This is a genomic window from Corynebacterium pygosceleis (assembly GCF_016595275.2).
GTDB lineage: Bacteria > Actinomycetota > Actinomycetes > Mycobacteriales > Mycobacteriaceae > Corynebacterium > Corynebacterium pygosceleis.
This window is the reverse complement of sequence record NZ_JAENIQ020000001.1, coordinates 128,561-145,375: the sequence shown is the minus strand read 5'-3', so window position 1 is coordinate 145,375 and position 16,815 is coordinate 128,561. Positions and strand designations below refer to the sequence as shown.

The following is a 16,815-nucleotide window of genomic DNA, read 5'->3' as shown; positions in this document are numbered from 1 at the left end:
GATTGAAGGTGTCCTGCGCCACTGTCGCTCCCGACGGTGGCGCCGCGTCATTCTCAACGACGTCGGCCAGGGGTGGTGGACCCCGTCCACACCCGCCACGGAAGCACCGACGCACAGTTTTAGTCCCAAGGAAGCAGACGAGATGCTCAAGAAGATTCTGGTAGCCAACCGAGGTGAGATCGCCGTCCGTGCGTTCCGCGCCGCCTACGAGGTCGGTGCAGCCACCGTCGCGGTGTACCCGCAGGAGGACCGCAACTCCTTCCACCGGAGTCACGCCTCCGAGGCGTATCTGATCGGCAAGGACGATTCCCCGGTCAAGGCTTACCTCAACATCGACGAGATGATCCGGGTGGCCAAGCTCTCGGGAGCCGACGCGATCTACCCGGGTTACGGTTTCCTCTCCGAGAACGCACAGCTCGCACGGGAATGCGCGGAGAACGGCATCACCTTCATCGGTCCCTCGCCCGAGGTTCTCGACCTCACCGGTGACAAGTCCCAGGCGGTCGCGGCGGCCCGGCGCGCCGGGCTGCCCACCCTGAACGAGTCCCCGCCCACCGATGACATCGACGAGATCGTCCGTCAGGCGGAGGGGCAGGATTACCCGCTGTTCGTCAAGGCCGTCGCCGGTGGCGGCGGGCGTGGCATGCGTTTCATCGAGTCCCCGGACAAACTGGCGTCCCTGGCCGCCGAGGCGTCCCGTGAGGCGATGAGTGCGTTCGGCGATTCCCGCGTCTACATCGAACGTGCGGTGATCAACCCCCAGCACATCGAGGTGCAGATCCTCGGTGACCACACCGGTGAGGTCGTCCACCTCTTCGAACGTGACTGTTCGGTGCAGCGCCGTCACCAGAAGGTCGTCGAGATCGCCCCGGCGCAGCACATCACGCAGGAACAGCGGGAGGCGATCTGCGCCGACGCCGTGAAGTTCTGCCGTTCCATCAACTACACCGGTGCGGGCACCGTGGAGTTCCTGGTCGACGAGCAGGGACGTCACGTCTTCATCGAGATGAATCCCCGTATCCAGGTGGAGCACACCGTCACCGAGGAGGTCACCCTCGTCGATCTCGTCCGGGCCCAGTTGCAGCTCGCGGCGGGGGCGACACTGGAGGAACTCGGCCTGACCCAGGACCGGATCGAACTGAAGGGTGCCGCACTCCAGTGCCGCATCACGACCGAGGATCCGGGCAACGGGTTCCGCCCCGACACCGGGATCGTCACCGCGTACCGTTCACCGGGTGGTGCGGGCGTGCGTCTCGACGGGGCCGCGCAGCTCGGTGGCGAGATCACGGCACACTTCGATTCGATGCTGGTGAAGATGACCTGTCGTGGCGGTGATTTCGCCGCCGCGGTGACCCGCGCCCAGCGGGCCCTGGCGGAGTTCACCGTCGCCGGTGTGGCCACGAACATCGGTTTCCTCCGGGCACTGCTCCGGGAACCGGACTTCCAGAACAAGCGGATCGACACATCCTTCATCAACGAACACCCCTGGCTGCTGGCCGCCCCGCCCGCCGACAATGAGGCGGGCCGGGTGCTGACCTTCCTCGCCGACACGACCGTCAACCGTCCGCACGGCCCCCGTCCGGACGCCCCGCTTCCGGCGGACAAGCTGCCCGCCCTCGACCTCGGGGCGCCACTGCCGAAGGGGTCGCGGGACCGGTTGCTGGAGCTCGGTCCGAAGGCGTTCGCGGAGCAGCTCCGTTCGCAGTCCGCCGTGGCGGTCACCGAGACGACGTTCCGTGACGCGCACCAGTCACTGCTCGCGACCAGGGTCCGGTCCAGTGCGCTGGTCGACGCCGCACGCCACGTCGCCCACTCCACCCCGGATCTCCTGTCCGTCGAGGCGTGGGGCGGTGCAACCTACGACGTCGCGATGCGGTTCCTCTTCGAGGACCCGTGGGAACGGCTCGACCAGCTGCGTCGTGCGATGCCGAACGTGAACATCCAGATGCTGCTGCGCGGCCGTAACACCGTCGGTTACACGCCCTACCCGGACAGCGTCTGTGACGCCTTCGTCGAGGAGGCGGCCCGCAGCGGTGTCGACATCTTCCGCATCTTCGACGCACTCAACGACGTCTCCCAGATGCGTCCCGCGATCGACGCGGTCCTGTCCACCGGCACCGCCGTCGCGGAGGTGGCCATGGCCTACTCCGGTGACATGAGCAGTCCGGGGGAGAAGCTCTACACCCTGGACTACTACCTGAAACTCGCGGAGAAGATCGTGGAGTCCGGGGCCCACGTCCTCGCGATCAAGGACATGGCGGGACTGTTGCGCCCGATCGCCGCGACGAATCTCGTCTCCGCGCTGCGCAGCGAGTTCGACCTGCCGGTCCACGTGCACACCCATGACACCGCCGGTGGCCAGCTGGCCACCTACATCGCCGCGGTCAACGCCGGCGCGGACGCCATCGACGGTGCCTCGGCACCGCTGTCCGGCACGACGTCCCAGCCGTCCCTGTCCGCGATCGTCGCGGCATTCGAGAACACCGAGCACGACACCGGACTCGACATGCGTGCGGTCTGTGATCTCGAGCCCTACTGGGAGGCCGTCCGCCGCGTCTACGCACCGTTCGAATCCGGAACCCCCGGGCCGACGGGGCGTGTCTACCACCATGAGATTCCCGGTGGTCAGCTGTCGAATCTCCGGGCCCAGGCCACGGCTCTGGGCCTGGCCGACCGTTTCGAGCTCATCGAGGACAACTACGCCGCGGTGAACGAGATGCTCGGCCGTCCGACGAAGGTCACCCCGAGCTCCAAGGTCGTCGGAGATCTTGCGCTGCACCTCGTCGGCGCGGGCGTCGACCCCGCCGACTTCGTCGCGGATCCCCAGCGGTACGACATCCCCGATTCCGTGATCGCGTTCCTGCGCGGCGAACTCGGTACCCCGCCCGGCGGATGGCCGGAACCGCTGCGGACGCGTGCACTCGAGGGGCGTGCGGAGAAACCCTCCACCCTCACCCCGGTGTCCGACGACGACGCCGCGCTGCTCGCCGACGAGGACCCGATGATCCGGCGAGCGACCCTTGACCGGCTGCTGTTCCCGGCACCCGCGAGGGAACTCGCCGAACACCGACGCCTGCACGGTGACACCACCGTCCTCAGTGACAACCAGTTCCTCTACGGACTCAAGCACGGGGAGGAGATCACCGTCCGACTGCGCACGGGCAAGGACATCACCGTCCGACTCGACGCCGTGTCCGAGGCCGACGCCAAGGGCATGTGCACCGTGGTGTGCACGGTCAACGGTCAGATCCGTCCGGTTCGTGTCCGCAACCGTTCGGTGAAGTCCGAGACGCCCGAGGCGGAGAAGGCCGACACCTCGAACCCGGGTCACGTCGCTGCCCCGTTCGCCGGTGTCGTCACCGTGAACGTCAAGGAGGGGGACACCGTCGCCGCCGGTGATCCGGTCGCCGTCATCGAGGCCATGAAGATGGAGGCCACCATCACCGCCCCCGTCGCGGGAACGATCGGACGTGTCGTCCTCGGTGCCGCGGTCAAGGTGGAGGGTGGTGACCTGCTCGTGGTCATCGATCCGGCGGAGTAGACCTACCGCCCGGCACGCCCCCGTCCCCGACCGCATTCGTCGGGGACGGGGGCGCCCGTCTGCGCCGGATCGCGGTCATCGACCCGGGGATCTGTCACTGAAAGGGAGGAGGGTGAACAGTTGAGGCCCTAAATGTCCACCGGTGATAGTCCCGTGAACACATGACCGGATAACTGTTCGTTCATTGCCGGAGTGGAGGAGATTGGAGGAGCCGTGAACGTGACTGAACGGGGATGACCCGGTGTCCACATCCGTGAACGCCCCCGGAAGCCCCGCAACACCGATCTGTTGTCCACGCGCCAGCGCACACGGCTCCCCGCCACCCACCGGGAGTCGGTGGTTCCGGAGATCGCGGGTGCGACGCCTGGCCTTCCGACGGATCTGTTCGCCGAGATGGAGGTGGCGACCCTGGAGATCGTCCGCTTCGATGCCGCCCGGCACACCTCACCGCTGCCGTTCACCGCTCTGCTGCTCCGTGGCGAAGCCAGCGCCTCCTCACGGATTGAACGCCTGACCGTCTCGTCGCGGAAACTGGTCGAGGAGGAGATGTTCGGCACCGACCAACCCGGCTCACGGGGCAACGCCCCCGAGATCGTCGCCAACACCAGAGCCATGGAGCTGGCGTCCCGGACGGTCGATCCGCTGAACCCCGGGACCATCCTCGAGATGCACCGCATACTGATGGAGCGCACCAACCCGGAGATCGCGGGCCTGTTCCGCGGTGAACCCGTGTGGATCGGTGGGTCGGATCTCAGCCCCGCAGGCGCGGAATTCGTCGCCCCCGACAGTGCCGCGGTCCCCGCCCTCATCGACGACCTCTGTGTGTTCATGCGGCGGACGGATCTTCCGGCGCTGGCGAAGATCGCGGTGACGCACGCCCAGTTCGAGACGATCCACCCGTTCGCCGACGGCAACGGCAGGACTGGGCGGGCACTCGTCCACGTGCTGCTGCGTAATGCCGGTCTGACGGCGACGACGGCGCTACCGCTCTCCGCGCGACTGCTGACGCGGGTCACGGACTACTTCGACACCCTGACGGCCTATCGTGCAGGGGATCCCGAACCCGTCATCCGGTTGTTCACCACGTGTGCACGCCAGGCGGCTGAACTCGGTGTGGACACCGCCGCTGAACTCCGTTCCATACGTGACACGGAGTGGGAACCGCTGCTCACCTCACGGGCGGACGCCGCCGACCGGAAGGTCTGCGATCTCCTGACCTCGCAACCGGTGGTCGACGTCACCACGGTGACGAGCCACCTCGGCTGCACCGGGATCACCGCACGGCGGGCACTGTCGTCTCTGGAGGAGGCGGGGATAGTCGTGGCGTACCAGATCGGGAAGGGACACCGGGCCTGGCGGGCGCCCGCCGTCCTGGAACTGATGGACGACGTCGCGGAGGGGATCGGACGCAGGCAGGCTAGTCCACCCAGTTCAGCGTCCTTTCCACCGCCTTGTGCCACCCCGCGTACAGGCTCTCCCGCTCGGTTTCCGGCATCGTCGGCTGATAGGTGCGCTCCTCCCGCCACAGCGTGCGGATCTCGTCGGTGGACGAGTAGATCCCCGCGGCGAGCCCGGCGGCGTACGCCGCGCCCAGGGCGGTGGTCTCGTGCACCGCGGGCACCGTCACCGGGACACCCAGCTGGTCGGCCTGGAACTGCATGAGCAGCTCATTGGCCACCATTCCGCCGTCCACCCGCAGTGCGGTCAGCGGAACCCCGGAGTCGGCGTTCATCGCCTCCACGACCTCCCGGGTCTGGTAGGCCACGGCCTCGAGCGTCGCGCGGGCGATGTGTCCCTTGTTGTTGAAGCGGGTCAGCCCGGCTATCACGCCCCGTGCGTCGTCCCGCCAGTGCGGGGCCAGTAACCCGGAGAACGCCGGGACGATGTAGCAGCCGCCGTTGTCGTCGACCGTCCGTGCCAGCCTTTCGACCTCCGGGGCGGTGCGGATGATCCCCAGGTTGTCCCGCAGCCACTGCACCAGTGAACCGGTCACCGCGATCGAACCCTCCAGGGCGAACACGGTGGGCTCATCGCCGATCCGGTAGCAGACCGTCGAGATCAGCCCGTGCTCCGAGCGCTTGACCTCCGTGCCGGTGTTGAGCAGCAGGAAGTTCCCCGTGCCGTAGGTGTTCTTCGCCTCGCCCGGTTCCAGGCACGCCTGACCGAAGGTGGCGGCCTGCTGGTCACCCAGGATCCCGCCGATCGGTACACCGGAGAAGTCACCCGCGCGGGTCACGGTCCCCAGTTCGCCGGAGGAGGGGACGATCTCCGGGAGCATGGACTCCGGTACCCCGAGTGCCGTGCACAGGTCCGGATCCCACGTCTGGGTCTCCAGGTCCATCAGCATGGTGCGGGAGGCGTTGGTGACGTCGGTGATGTGCCGTTCACCCCGGGTCAGGTTCCACACGAGCCAGGTGTCCATCGTGCCGACGAGCAGTTCACCGGACTCCGCGCGTGAGCGTGCGCCGGGGACGTTGTCCAGGATCCAGGCGATCTTCGGGCCGGAGAAATAGGTGGACACCGGTAGACCCGTGCGGGTGAACAGATCGGGGTCGAGCCCGGCGCAGACCCGTTTGGTGCGGGTGTCCTGCCAGACGATCGCGTTGTGGACCGGTGCCCCCGTCGCCGCGTCCCAGACGACGACGGTCTCGCGCTGATTCGTGATTCCGAGAGTGGCGATGTCCCGGGGGTTCACGTCCGAGCGGGCCACCGCGTCGGCGAGGACGCGTCTGGTGTTCGCCCAGATCTCCGTCGCGTCATGTTCGACCCAGCCGGCGCGGGGGAAGATCTGCCGGTGCTCCAGCTGTGATGTCGCGAGCGCGGTACCGCGTGCATCGAAGAGAATGCAGCGTGTCGACGTCGTGCCGTGGTCGAGCGCGGCGATGATCGACGCGTCCCCACGGTTGCGGGTGCGTTTCCGGTGGGCCCTTCCGGTGACCCGGCCGACCATCTCACCGACCTCACCCATGGGGCCGCGCGCGGCGCTCACCGCAGTTCCAGACCGCAGTAGCCGTGGGCCCAGCGTTCTATCGTGCCGCGCCCCTCGATGACCCCGTCGCCCACGGACTTCGGGGGAAGGGCGGGATCGTTCGGCAGCATTCTCCCGGGATCACCTGCGCGCCGGACGTCCAGGCTCGCCCCACCGTCCCCGTGGAGGGTCAGGGTCGCGAGGGCGAGCATGGACACCGAGGTCTGCTCGCAGACCGCCCACGTGTACACCGTGTCCGAGGCCCAGTCCGCGCGTGCCCCTTCGACGAAATCCGGGTCGACGGGTCTTCCGAACACCTCGCCGAGCGCCGGGCGGTCGTCGATGCGGTCGTCGTCGTGCAGGGGGCGGGCGTAGAACCTGCCACCGTTGATCTCCATCGGTTCCATGCGTCCCAGTCTACGGAACGACCGGTCCCGGAAGGACGGATTCGTCGGGGAGCGGAATCTACCTCCCGCGGTGTCCGTCGGCGCGGAGGGCGCGGCGTTCGAGCTGCCGTAGTGACGGCGTGTACCAGCTGTCGGGACCGACGTTGAGGATGAACAGCGCGATCGCGGTGAGCGCCCACACGACCAACGGCAGCGGGCTCGCGGTCGCGGCGGTGGCCGTCATGCAGAGCACACCGACCGTGAGGAAGACACCGATCCGGGTGCGGATCCCGGACACGCGACCGGGTGACGGGCTCGCGGTACCGGACCCGGTGGAGGCCGGGGCGTCTCCGCCCGCGGGGAGATCCGCGAGGATGATCTCCAGATCACCGGTCGTCCGGCAGCCGGGTACCGCGGCGGAGCGTTCCTCGAAATCCGTGATCGTGAGGTGCCCCGATTCGAGGTAACCGGCGAGCGCCTCGAGGACCCGGGTGCGGTCTGTGTCTCCGATACGGGTCTCACGGGCGGGAAGGAGGGCACCGGGGTCGGTGGGCTGTCTGGGGACGTCGTACTTCATGGGGCCAGTGTAGAACCGGGGGTGACCGCGAACGGGGAAACGCCCCGCCCGGGGGACCGGGAGGGGCGTTTCGGTGGAGCGGGGACGTGCTACTTGATCTCCATCAGGACGGCGCCCTTGTTGACACCGGCGCCCGCCTCGCAGTCGAGACCGGTGACGGTACCCGACTTGTGTGCCTTGACGGGGTTCTCCATCTTCATCGCCTCGAGGACGACGACGGTGTCACCTTCGTTGACCTCCTGTCCCTCCTCGACGTTGACCTTGATGACGGTACCCTGCATGGGGGCCGCGACGGCGTCACCGGAGACGGCCTTCTTCGCACCACCGGCGCGGCGCTTCTTCGCCTTCTTCTTCGCCGCACCCCCACCGAGGGCGAGATCACCGGGCAGGGCGACCTCGACGCGGCGACCGTTGATCTCCACGACGACCTTCTTGGCGGGAATCGACTCGTCCTCGTCCTCGACGTCGGCGGGATCGACGAACGGCTCGATGGTGTTCTCCCACTCCTCCTCGATCCACTTGGTGTAGACGTCGAAGCCCTCGTCATCGCCGACGAAGGCGGGATGCTCGACCATGTGGCGGTGGAAGGGGAGAGCGGTGGGTAGACCCTCGATGACGTACTCCGCCAGCGCACGGCGGGACCGCTCGAGCGCCTCGGTACGGGTCTCCCCGAAGACGATGAGCTTGGCGAGCATGGAGTCGAACTGGCCACCGATGACGGAGCCCTCGACGATGCCGGAATCCATGCGCACACCCGGGCCCGAAGGCTCGACGTACCTGGTCACCGTGCCCGGGGCGGGCATGAAGTTGTTGCCGGCGTCCTCGCCGTTGATACGGAACTCGAAGGCGTGGCCACGGGGCTTCGGGTCCTCCTTCAGGTGCAGCTCCGCGCCCTCGGCGATACGGAACTGCTCGCGCACCAGATCCAGGCCGGTGGTGGCCTCGGTGACGGGGTGCTCGACCTGGAGACGGGTGTTGACCTCGAGGAAGGAGATCAGGCCGTCGGCGCCGACGAGGTATTCGACGGTGCCGGCGCCGTAGTAACCCGCCTCGCGGCAGATGGCCTTCGCGGACTCGTGCAGGCGGTGGCGCTGGTCGTCGGTCAGGAAGGGGGCGGGGGCCTCCTCGATGACCTTCTGGAAACGACGCTGGAGGGAGCAGTCACGGGTGCCGGCCACGATGACGTTGCCGTGCTGGTCGGCGAGGACCTGACACTCCACGTGGCGGGCCTTGTCCAGGTACCGCTCGACGAAGCACTCGCCGCGACCGAACGCGGCGGTGGCCTCACGGGTCGCGGAATCGAAGAGATCGGCGACCTCGTCCATCGTGTACGCGACCTTCATGCCACGTCCACCGCCGCCGAAGGCGGCCTTGATGGCGATCGGGAGACCGTGCTCCTCGGCGAAAGCGACACACTCCTCGGCGTTCTTCACCGGTTCCTTGGTGCCCGGCGCCATCGGTGCCTCGGCCTTCAGGGCGATGTGCCGTGCGGTCACCTTGTCGCCGAGGTCGCGGATGGACTGCGGGGAGGGGCCGATCCAGATGAGGCCCGCGTCGATGACGGCCTGGGCGAACTCACCGTTCTCGGAGAGGAAACCGTAACCCGGGTGGATGGCGTCCGCGCCGGACTTCTCGGCGGCGTCCAGGATCTTGTCGAAGACGAGGTAGGACTCGGCGGAGTTCTGTCCGCCGAGGGCAAAGGCCTCGTCTGCCATGGTCACGAACGGCGCGTCCGCGTCCGGCTCAGCGTAGACGGCGACGCTGGCGATGCCGGCATCCCGGGCAGCCCGGAAAACGCGGATGGCGATCTCGCCGCGGTTGGCCACCAGAACCTTGGTGATCTTCTTCGTCTCGACGGTCACTGAAAACACTCCTGATAGTTTGCTGCGCGCCGACGGACGCACCGCTGAGGATGCGGACGCCGGTGAGCCTGACATTTTTCACCGTGTCGCCCGGCCGTGGGACATCACGGATGAGTCACGACCGGACTGCGGAATACCTCACATTCTTGCACAATATCGTCGCTGGTTTGGGCGGGAATACTGTTTTCGGGGTTGCCTCTCCGGTGCCGCGGGGGTGGCGGGTGACGGCGATGTGTGTGTGAACAGCAGAGTTGAACGATGTTCAGTTTGGGGTGGGGGCACCGGGGGTGGATCCGGGAGCTTCGCCGGGCTCCGGTCCCGCTGCAATCGGCATCCTGACCATGTTCCCCCACTCGATCCAGGAACCGTCGTAGTTCCGGACGGACTCGAACCCGAGGAGATGCCTGAGCACGAACCACGTGTGCGCACTCCGGTCACCGACGCGGCAGTACACGATGGTCGGATCCTCGGGATTCAGGCCGGCGTAGATCTCCTCGAGTTCCTCCCTGGACCGGAAACGGCTGTTCGGGTGAACCGAACGGTTCCACTCGATGTTCACGGCGGTGGGGATGTGCCCGCCGCGCATGACGAATTCCCAGGGGGCCGCGTCGGCGGACACCGCCTCGCCCACGTACTCGGCCGGGGAGCGGACATCGACGAGCGGACCCGAACCGATCTGCGCGAGCGCGTCGTCGACGAAGGCGCGGAGCTCGGATTCACTGCGCTCCGGTACCGGGTAGTCGGTGCGGGGGTACTCGGGTACCACGTAGGAGGTCTCCCGCTCCTCCGCCATCCAGGCGTCCCGGCCGCCGTTGAGCAGTCTGACATCGGGGTGGCCGTAGAGTTCGAACACCCACAGGGTGAAACTCGCCCACCAGTTGGAGCGGTCACCGTAGATGACCACGGTGTCGTCCCGCGAGATGCCCTTCGAGCGCATCAGCTCCGCGAACGCCTCGGGGCCGATGAAGTCCCGCTGCACCGGGTCGTTGAGTTCCCGGCGCCAGTCGATCCGGATGGCTCCGGGGATGTGCCCGATGTCGTAGAGGAGCAGATCTTCGTCGGACTCGACGACCTTGAGCCCCTCGCCGCCCAGGCGGGCGCTCAGCCACGCCGCCTCCACGAGGCGGTCCGGATGGGCGTAACCCTGCTTCTCCTGTGACCCGGGGGTGGTGGTCGACGGGTTCTGATCGGATGCTGCGGACATGGGTTCCTCTTCTTCGTGGCTCTCGGATGCTGCAAACGGCGAGGTCGCCGGATGCGGCGCGCTGTGTGGCGCACGTGCGATCCCAGCATATTATGTCGTCCAGCTCACGGCACCCGGGTGGAGGTGGTGTGGGCTTAGTTACGTTGTGTCCGCATCGCCCGTGCAGCCCACTGATCTGACATAGCCTTGAGGTGTCCGGACGGCGTGCGCGACCGGGGTCACGGAACCGACGGCGACCACCGCACCGGACACGCAGCTGCAAGGCAGCACACTGAAGCACCCGAAGAATCAACAAGGAGAAACACGTGCACAAGAGCATCGTCGTATTCGAGGTCGAAGGCGGCTCCGACAAATTCATCGACGGACACCGCAAGGACACCATGCCCATCGTCCGCGCGATCCGCGAGAAGGGCTGGAACGCCGAGGTCGTCTTCTACCGTCCGGAGTGGGCCGATGCCCTCTTCGAGTACGTGTCGAACAACTTCGACGCCTACATCTCCCGCGTCAACCCCGGAAACATCCCCGGTGGTGAGCGCGGTTACTTCGATCTGCTGACCCGTCTCTCCGACGAAGCGGGCCTCGTGGGCATGTCGCGTCCCGACGAGATGATGTCCTACGGCGCCAAGGACGCCCTGGTGAAGCTCGCCGACACCGATCTCGTCCCCGAGGACACCTACGCCTACTACGACGTCGAGAACTTCCACGAGACGTTCCCGTCCTCACTGTCCTACGGTGAGCGCGTGCTCAAGCAGAACCGTGGCTCCACCGGCTCCGGCATCTGGCGCGTGCAGCTCGTCGACAAGGAGCTCGCCGCCTCCGTCGAACCCGGAACCTCCCTGCCCCTCGACACCAAGCTCAAGTGCACCGAGGCCGTGGACAACCACACCGAGGTCCGCGAACTCGGCGAGTTCATGGACTTCTGCGACCAGTACATCGTCGGTGACAACGGCATGCTCGTGGACATGCGTTTCATGCCGCGCATCGTCGAGGGCGAGATCCGCATTCTGCTGGTCGGTCCCCACCCCGTCTTCGTCGTGCACAAGAAGCCCGCAGCCGGTGGAGACAACTTCTCCGCCACCCTCTTCTCCGGTGCGAAGTACACCTACGACAAGCCGGAGGCGTGGCAGGAGCTCATCGACCAGTTCGCCGCGGCCCGCCCGGTCATCGCCGAGAAGCTCGGCGGCGACAACATCCCGCTGATCTGGACCGCCGACTTCATGCTCGCCGACGGTGCCGACGGAGGCGACGACTACGTCCTCGGCGAGATCAACTGCTCCTGCGTCGGCTTCACCTCCGAGCTGGACATGGGTATCCAGGAACTCGTCGCAGCGGAAGCCATCAAGCGCGTCGAGGAGAAGAACCGCGCCTGATTCCCCGACAGACATGACCGCCCATCCCGGTGCGCAGGCACCCGGGTGGGCGGTCGTCGTTTCCCGTTCAGTCGTCGAGGAGCGTGGCGACACTCTCCGGGTCGCAGTCCGAGAGCAGGGCACGGCAGCGGTCGTACTCGTTGTCCTCACCGATGAGCCGCGCGGCCCGGGCGAGTGCGGCGATAGCCCGCAGGACGCCACGGTTCGGTTCATGGGAGTGGGGGACCGGGCCGAAGCCCTTCCACCCGTTCCCGCGCAGCCTGTCGAGTCCCCGGTGGTAGCCGGTACGGGCCAGGGCGTAGGCGGTGATCGCGTCGACGTCGGACGCCGAATCGGTGGACGCCGTACTCAACGCGTGTTCCGCGAGGACCGCCCAGATGAGCGGTGACTCAGGGTACCGCCGTGCCTTCACGGCGAGGGCCGGGACATCGTCCGGGGCGTCGGCGACGGCGGCGGCCGCCGGGTCATCGGGGAGGGTGACGGGCGGCGGTGCGAGCATGTCCTTGAACTGGTTCATGCCGCCAACCCTACGTGCTGTTCCGGGTGGGGTCCGAAAAACCCCGGGTCAGCTGCTGGACCCCGTCGAACGGTGTCCGAGCATCGGGCGGACCACCGCCGCAGCGTCCCTCCGCATCCGGTCCAGTGAATGATCGAGGTAGACCTTCCTCACGGATCTGCCGCTGTACTCGAAGATCCACGCCAGATTGAGCTGCTCCTCGGCGACGTAGACGGCGTACCGGCCGCCGTTGGAGGAACTGTAACCGTGAACGGGACGCCCGTACCTGGCGGTCGCCTCCGCGAGACCTGACCCACCCCGGATCCCCTCCGGAGTGTGCGGCATCCCGATGCGGGTGACCACGCCCTCGGCGACGTAGTATTCGGCGCCCTCGAAGTCGTAGCGCACCCGTGTATCACCGGTCTCCAGGAACACGACGGTGCCGTCCTCCGGGAAACCCTCGTGCAGCACCCGGATCTGATCGACCGGCTGTCCCACGGTGATCCCGTTGACGTGGACATCTCCGAGACCGTCCGTGACGACGATGACCTGCGAAGAGGGTGGCGGGACCGGAAAACCGCCCGCACCTGACGACGGGGAACCGGCCAGAAGCTGGGAGATCAGCGCCAGCACGGTGCCGAGGGCACCGAGGAGCGCAAGGAACTGCTGCATACGCTGAGCCTAACAACCCGGATCATGTCCCGCAGCGGGGAACACCGTCGCCCCACCCCGTTTTAGGGCCGGTTCAGTCGACCGTCACATGTTCGATCCGGATCTCCTCGGCCGGTGCGCCGTCCGGTGCACCACCCACCGCCCCCTTCTCCGCGATCTCCCCCAGAACCTTCATCCCGTCCGGTTCGACGGTGCCGAACATCGTGTAGCTCGGCGGCAGCGGGGAGTCCCTGTAATTCATGAAGAACTGGGAACCGTTGGTGCCCGGCCCGGCGTTGGCCATGGCCAGGACACCGGCCGCATAGGTGGGGGAGTCACCGGAACCCACCGGGTACTCGTCCGCGTAGCTGAATCCCGGACCACCGGATCCCCTGCCCGTCGGGTCACCGCACTGGAGCACGTAGATGCCCGCAGTGGTGATCCGGTGACAGACGGTGTCATCGTAGTAGCCGGACCTGGCGAGATGAGAGATGGCGTTGACGGTGCACGGCGCACGGTCGCCGTCGAGACTGAGGGGGATGTCCCCGACGTTGGTCTCCAGAGTCATCGACACGGTTCCCTGCGGTGCCTCTGCCGGCGGAAGATTCACGTCCTTCGCCGCCCCACCGGTCACCGTGTACTCGCACGACGCCGCGGAGACGTCGCCGGTGTCCGCGGCATCCGGGGAATCGGAGGTGCCGCAGGCGGCGGTGAACACCGCTGTCGCGGCGAGGAGACCGGAGAGAACTGTCCTGGTTTTCTTCATGCCCGCAGTGTAACCGGAACGGCACCTACCCGGGAACGGACACGGGCTCAGTCTTTTCCGGCGGCGTCCACCGTTTTCCAGAACTCGTTCACGTCATGACCGAGTTCGTAGATCGCTCTCCGGACGACGGGGAGACTGAGCCCGATGACGTTGGACGGATCCCCCTCGATCCGGTCGATGAACCATCCACCGAGGGCCTCCAGGGTGAAGGCACCGGCGCACTGCCACGGTTCCCCCGTCGCGGCGTACGCCTCGATGTCCGCGTCCGACACGTCAGCGAAGACCACCGCGGTGCGGGAGACCGCGACCCTGCGGGCGCCCCCCGGGCCGACCACGCAGTGTCCGGTGATGAGCTCGGCGGTTCGACCACGCTGCCGTCGCCAGCGTTCCACCGTGGCGGCCGCGCTGCGCGGCTTACCCTGCAGCTCACCGTCGAGGAGCAGCATCGAGTCACACCCGATGACGATGTCGTCCGGGTGATCCGGGGCGACCTTCCGGGCCTTCGCCTCCGCCAGAGCGGCGACCACCTTGTCGGGGTCGGCCTTCGGCAACCCCGCGATCAGCGCATCCTCGTCGACGTCGGCGGGATGGATGACCGGCTCCACCCCCGCCGAATTGAGGATCGAGCGACGGGAAGGTGAAGCGGAGGCGAGGACGATGTTCATGCCCCGACTCTATTGTCTCCGTGGATCGTGGGGCAACGGGTGGGCAGTACCACTGCTAGTCTGGTGCGATCCCCGCAGCCGGACGATGAGGAGATGATCCACCTGCGCCGACACATGTTCAACCCCGACAACGCACTGCGTTCCGAGGCGACGCAACGCCTCTACGCCTGTTACGCCGTCGCGTACACCGTCGTCGATGTTCTTGCCGCCTTTCTCTTCATCGTGGGATCGATCCTGTTCTTCCGGGAGTCGACCACGACCACCGGTACCTGGCTGTTCCTCATCGGTTCAATCCTGTTCGGTGTCCGGCCCTGCATCAGCCTCGTCCGTGAATGGCATCTCCTGAGAATCAGGGACTACGACGACCTCGCCGCGGAGGCGTGACCCTCCGACTCTTGGGCGGCGCGGCAGGTCGGGGAGCGGGGTAGAATCCGTTTCTCAGCACCGGTTTTCCGGTACCGGCAACCCGAAGGCGGTATTTCCGTGACCATCGTCGTCATCCTCCACGTCCTGATTCTCGTGGGCTTCGGGCTCCGGATCCTCATCAGGGACGACCTCGAACCACCGGTACGGCTCGCCTGGATGATCGTTCTCCTGTTGCTGCCGTTCATCGGTGCGATCGTCTACTTCCTCTTCGGTGAGGTGGACCCCGGACATACCGCCAACCGCCGGCACGATGAGGTGTGCGCGGAGATGCGCGACCGGGGCACCGTGTTTCTCGGGGACCGGGGCGTCACCGACGAACTCGTCGAGGCCCGCTACCGTCCGGCGTTCCACTACTGCGCCTCGATCAACGGCTTCCACGCCGTCCCCGGCAATCGCGCGGAGCTCATGGCGGACGCGGAGGAGACCAACCGCCGGCTCATCGCGGACATCGACGCGGCCACCGACCACGTGCACGTCCTGTACTACATCTGGTTGACGGACACCACCGGCACCGACGTAGCCAGAGCACTGATCCGTGCCGCGGAACGCGGGGTCACCTGCCGGGCGCTCGCCGACGGACTCGGTTCCCGGGCATTCATCCGGTCGGACCTGTGGCGGGAGATGGCCGATGCGGGGGTGCAGCTCGGTGTGGCGCTGCCGATCCGGAATCCGCTGTGGACGATGATCACCTCGAGAATCGATCTGCGCAACCACCGCAAGATCACCGTCATCGACGGTGCCGTGACCTACTGCGGCTCCCGCAACTCGGCGGACCCGGAGTTCCGGGTCAAGCCGAAGTACGCGCCGTGGGTGGACATCATGCTCAGGTTCACCGGGCCGGTCGTCTCCCAGAACCAGCTGCTGTTCGCCAGCGACTGGGCACAGGCGACGGGGCAGAGCATCGACGTCATCCCGGTTCCGCGACAACCGGCGGACCCGGCGGGTTTCGCGGCGCAGGTGATGGGTGACGGACCTACCGAACGTCAGGGGGCGACGCCGCAGTTGTTCGCGACCCTGATCGCCTCGGCGCACCATCGGCTGACCATGTCCACCCCCTACTTCGTGCCCGATGAGACCGTGGTTCAGGCGCTCATGGCCGCGGCGTTCCGCGGGGTCGAGGTCACGATGATCTTCCCGGAGAACAACGACAGCTGGGTCGTCGGTGGAGCGAGCCGCAGCTATTACCGTCAGCTCCTGGACGCGGGCGTCGTCATCCACGAATTCAGCGGTGGTCTCCTGCACGCGAAGACGCTCACCATCGACGACACGATCACGCTCATCGGGTCGACCAACGTCGATCTGCGCAGCTTCGACCTCAACTACGAGAACAACATTCTCATCCATGACGACGGTGTGACCGCCGCCGTGCAGGCCCGTCAGAGTCGGTACATCGAGAACTCCCGGACGGTCACGCTCGAGGAAGTGCTCGACTGGAGTCTCGCCAAGCGGGCGTGGAACAACATCCTGGCCACCATCGGGCCGGTGCTGTGAACCGTGTCATCTCTGCGGCACCCGATGCCGTGCACCCGACCTGATCCGGAAAGGGGAACGGAAAAAGGGCCCCGCCCCGGAGTGTCATCGACATCCCGGGGCGGGGCCCTCCGTACTGTCCGGGGATCAGTAGAAGCTGACGTTCTGGAACGCGGTCGGATTGTGGGTCACCGGGCGGCGCAGGCGCTCCTCCAGGTTGCCCCACATGTTCCGGGAGCGCTCGGTCTTCTCCGCCTCGGCTGCGGCCTGTGCCGCGAGACCGGCGAAGATCACCGTCAACGCGGCCGTTTCGGCGTCATCCGGGTTGCCGCTGATGATCTGCAGCACCGGCTTGGCCGGAGCCTCGGGTGCGGCGGAATCGACGGCCCCGGCGTCAGCCGGTGCGGTGGTGGTGTCGGACATGGATCCTCCG

The 16,815-nt window shown here is 67.0% G+C and carries 14 protein-coding genes and 1 pseudogene; 5 read left to right on the top strand and 10 right to left on the bottom strand.

Going from position 1 to position 16,815, the window contains the following annotated elements; all coding sequences use genetic code 11:
• The first annotated feature begins 142 nt into the window (after window positions 1–142).
• Window positions 143–3,541: a pyruvate carboxylase gene (locus JIM94_RS00585; RefSeq protein WP_200254197.1), complete on the top strand. Its 3,399-nt coding sequence runs from the start codon at window positions 143–145 to the stop codon at window positions 3,539–3,541.
• Between the two features lie 393 nt (window positions 3,542–3,934).
• Window positions 3,935–4,480 (top strand): annotated as a pseudogene (locus JIM94_RS11370) (Fic family protein); the annotation flags it as partial.
• 478 nt (window positions 4,481–4,958) lie between these two features.
• Here the strand turns inward: JIM94_RS11370 and glpK are convergent.
• From glpK to JIM94_RS00555, 5 genes are all read right to left on the bottom strand, one after another.
• On the bottom strand, window positions 4,959–6,491 hold the full coding sequence (gene glpK / locus JIM94_RS00575) for a glycerol kinase GlpK (protein ID WP_200254289.1): 1,533 nt from the start codon (window positions 6,489–6,491) through the stop codon (window positions 4,959–4,961).
• Between the two features lie 35 nt (window positions 6,492–6,526).
• On the bottom strand, window positions 6,527–6,916 hold the full coding sequence (locus JIM94_RS00570; RefSeq protein WP_200254195.1) for a hypothetical protein: 390 nt from the start codon (window positions 6,914–6,916) through the stop codon (window positions 6,527–6,529).
• Between the two features lie 58 nt (window positions 6,917–6,974).
• Window positions 6,975–7,472 carry a DUF1707 SHOCT-like domain-containing protein gene (locus JIM94_RS00565; RefSeq protein WP_200254193.1) on the bottom strand — a complete coding sequence of 166 codons (498 nt, stop codon included), beginning with the start codon at window positions 7,470–7,472 and terminating at the stop codon, window positions 6,975–6,977.
• A gap of 89 nt (window positions 7,473–7,561) precedes the next feature.
• The gene (locus JIM94_RS00560; RefSeq protein WP_200254191.1) at window positions 7,562–9,334 is read right to left on the bottom strand and encodes an acetyl/propionyl/methylcrotonyl-CoA carboxylase subunit alpha; all 1,773 of its coding nucleotides are present in this window, start codon (window positions 9,332–9,334) and stop codon (window positions 7,562–7,564) included.
• A 262-nt stretch (window positions 9,335–9,596) separates the two neighbouring features.
• Window positions 9,597–10,538 (bottom strand): sulfurtransferase, encoded by a 942-nt coding sequence (locus tag JIM94_RS00555; RefSeq protein WP_200254189.1) that lies wholly within the window; start codon window positions 10,536–10,538, stop codon window positions 9,597–9,599.
• A 305-nt stretch (window positions 10,539–10,843) separates the two neighbouring features.
• On the opposite strand from JIM94_RS00555, the gene JIM94_RS00550 reads away from it, so the two are divergent.
• Entirely contained in the window at window positions 10,844–11,908 is a 1,065-nt protein-coding gene (locus tag JIM94_RS00550) for a Cj0069 family protein (RefSeq protein ID WP_200254187.1), read from the top strand.
• 67 nt (window positions 11,909–11,975) lie between these two features.
• Here the strand turns inward: JIM94_RS00550 and JIM94_RS00545 are convergent, their stop codons facing one another.
• The 4 genes from JIM94_RS00545 to JIM94_RS00530 form a co-directional block, all read right to left on the bottom strand.
• Window positions 11,976–12,425: a DUF3151 domain-containing protein gene (locus tag JIM94_RS00545; protein WP_200254185.1), complete on the bottom strand. Its 450-nt coding sequence runs from the start codon at window positions 12,423–12,425 to the stop codon at window positions 11,976–11,978.
• Window positions 12,426–12,473: 48 nt separating this feature from the next.
• The gene (locus tag JIM94_RS00540) at window positions 12,474–13,076 is read right to left on the bottom strand and encodes a hypothetical protein (protein ID WP_200254183.1); all 603 of its coding nucleotides are present in this window, start codon (window positions 13,074–13,076) and stop codon (window positions 12,474–12,476) included.
• Between the two features lie 73 nt (window positions 13,077–13,149).
• A complete protein-coding gene (locus tag JIM94_RS00535) occupies window positions 13,150–13,821 on the bottom strand; it encodes a peptidylprolyl isomerase (RefSeq protein ID WP_200254182.1) in 672 nt (223 codons plus the stop codon).
• A 47-nt stretch (window positions 13,822–13,868) separates the two neighbouring features.
• A complete protein-coding gene (locus JIM94_RS00530) occupies window positions 13,869–14,486 on the bottom strand; it encodes a Maf family protein (RefSeq protein ID WP_200254180.1) in 618 nt (205 codons plus the stop codon).
• Window positions 14,487–14,549: 63 nt separating this feature from the next.
• Between JIM94_RS00530 and JIM94_RS00525 the strand changes: the two genes are divergently transcribed.
• Together JIM94_RS00525 and cls are read left to right on the top strand one after the other, a co-directional pair.
• The gene (locus JIM94_RS00525; RefSeq protein WP_248085868.1) at window positions 14,550–14,870 is read left to right on the top strand and encodes a YrhK family protein; all 321 of its coding nucleotides are present in this window, start codon (window positions 14,550–14,552) and stop codon (window positions 14,868–14,870) included.
• Window positions 14,871–14,969: 99 nt separating this feature from the next.
• Window positions 14,970–16,403, top strand: a complete 1,434-nt coding sequence (gene cls / locus JIM94_RS00520; protein ID WP_200254177.1) for a cardiolipin synthase — start codon at window positions 14,970–14,972, stop codon at window positions 16,401–16,403.
• A gap of 126 nt (window positions 16,404–16,529) precedes the next feature.
• Here the strand turns inward: cls and JIM94_RS00515 are convergent, their stop codons facing one another.
• Window positions 16,530–16,805 (bottom strand): acyl-CoA carboxylase subunit epsilon, encoded by a 276-nt coding sequence (locus tag JIM94_RS00515; RefSeq protein ID WP_200254174.1) that lies wholly within the window; start codon window positions 16,803–16,805, stop codon window positions 16,530–16,532.
• Window positions 16,806–16,815: the final 10 nt, after the last annotated feature.

What these genes read in the sequence shown, in the direction of transcription:
- JIM94_RS00585 (WP_200254197.1), top strand. Translation starts at nt 143, where the DNA reads ATGCTCAAGAAGATTCTGGTAGCCAACCGAGGTGAGATCGCCGTCCGT.
- glpK (WP_200254289.1), bottom strand. Translation starts at nt 6,491, where the DNA reads ATGGTCGGCCGGGTCACCGGAAGGGCCCACCGGAAACGCACCCGCAAC.
- JIM94_RS00570 (WP_200254195.1), bottom strand. Translation starts at nt 6,916, where the DNA reads ATGGAACCGATGGAGATCAACGGTGGCAGGTTCTACGCCCGCCCCCTG.
- JIM94_RS00565 (WP_200254193.1), bottom strand. Translation starts at nt 7,472, where the DNA reads ATGAAGTACGACGTCCCCAGACAGCCCACCGACCCCGGTGCCCTCCTT.
- JIM94_RS00555 (WP_200254189.1), bottom strand. Translation starts at nt 10,538, where the DNA reads ATGTCCGCAGCATCCGATCAGAACCCGTCGACCACCACCCCCGGGTCA.
- JIM94_RS00545 (WP_200254185.1), bottom strand. Translation starts at nt 12,425, where the DNA reads ATGAACCAGTTCAAGGACATGCTCGCACCGCCGCCCGTCACCCTCCCC.
- JIM94_RS00540 (WP_200254183.1), bottom strand. Translation starts at nt 13,076, where the DNA reads ATGCAGCAGTTCCTTGCGCTCCTCGGTGCCCTCGGCACCGTGCTGGCG.
- JIM94_RS00535 (WP_200254182.1), bottom strand. Translation starts at nt 13,821, where the DNA reads ATGAAGAAAACCAGGACAGTTCTCTCCGGTCTCCTCGCCGCGACAGCG.
- JIM94_RS00530 (WP_200254180.1), bottom strand. Translation starts at nt 14,486, where the DNA reads ATGAACATCGTCCTCGCCTCCGCTTCACCTTCCCGTCGCTCGATCCTC.
- JIM94_RS00515 (WP_200254174.1), bottom strand. Translation starts at nt 16,805, where the DNA reads ATGTCCGACACCACCACCGCACCGGCTGACGCCGGGGCCGTCGATTCC.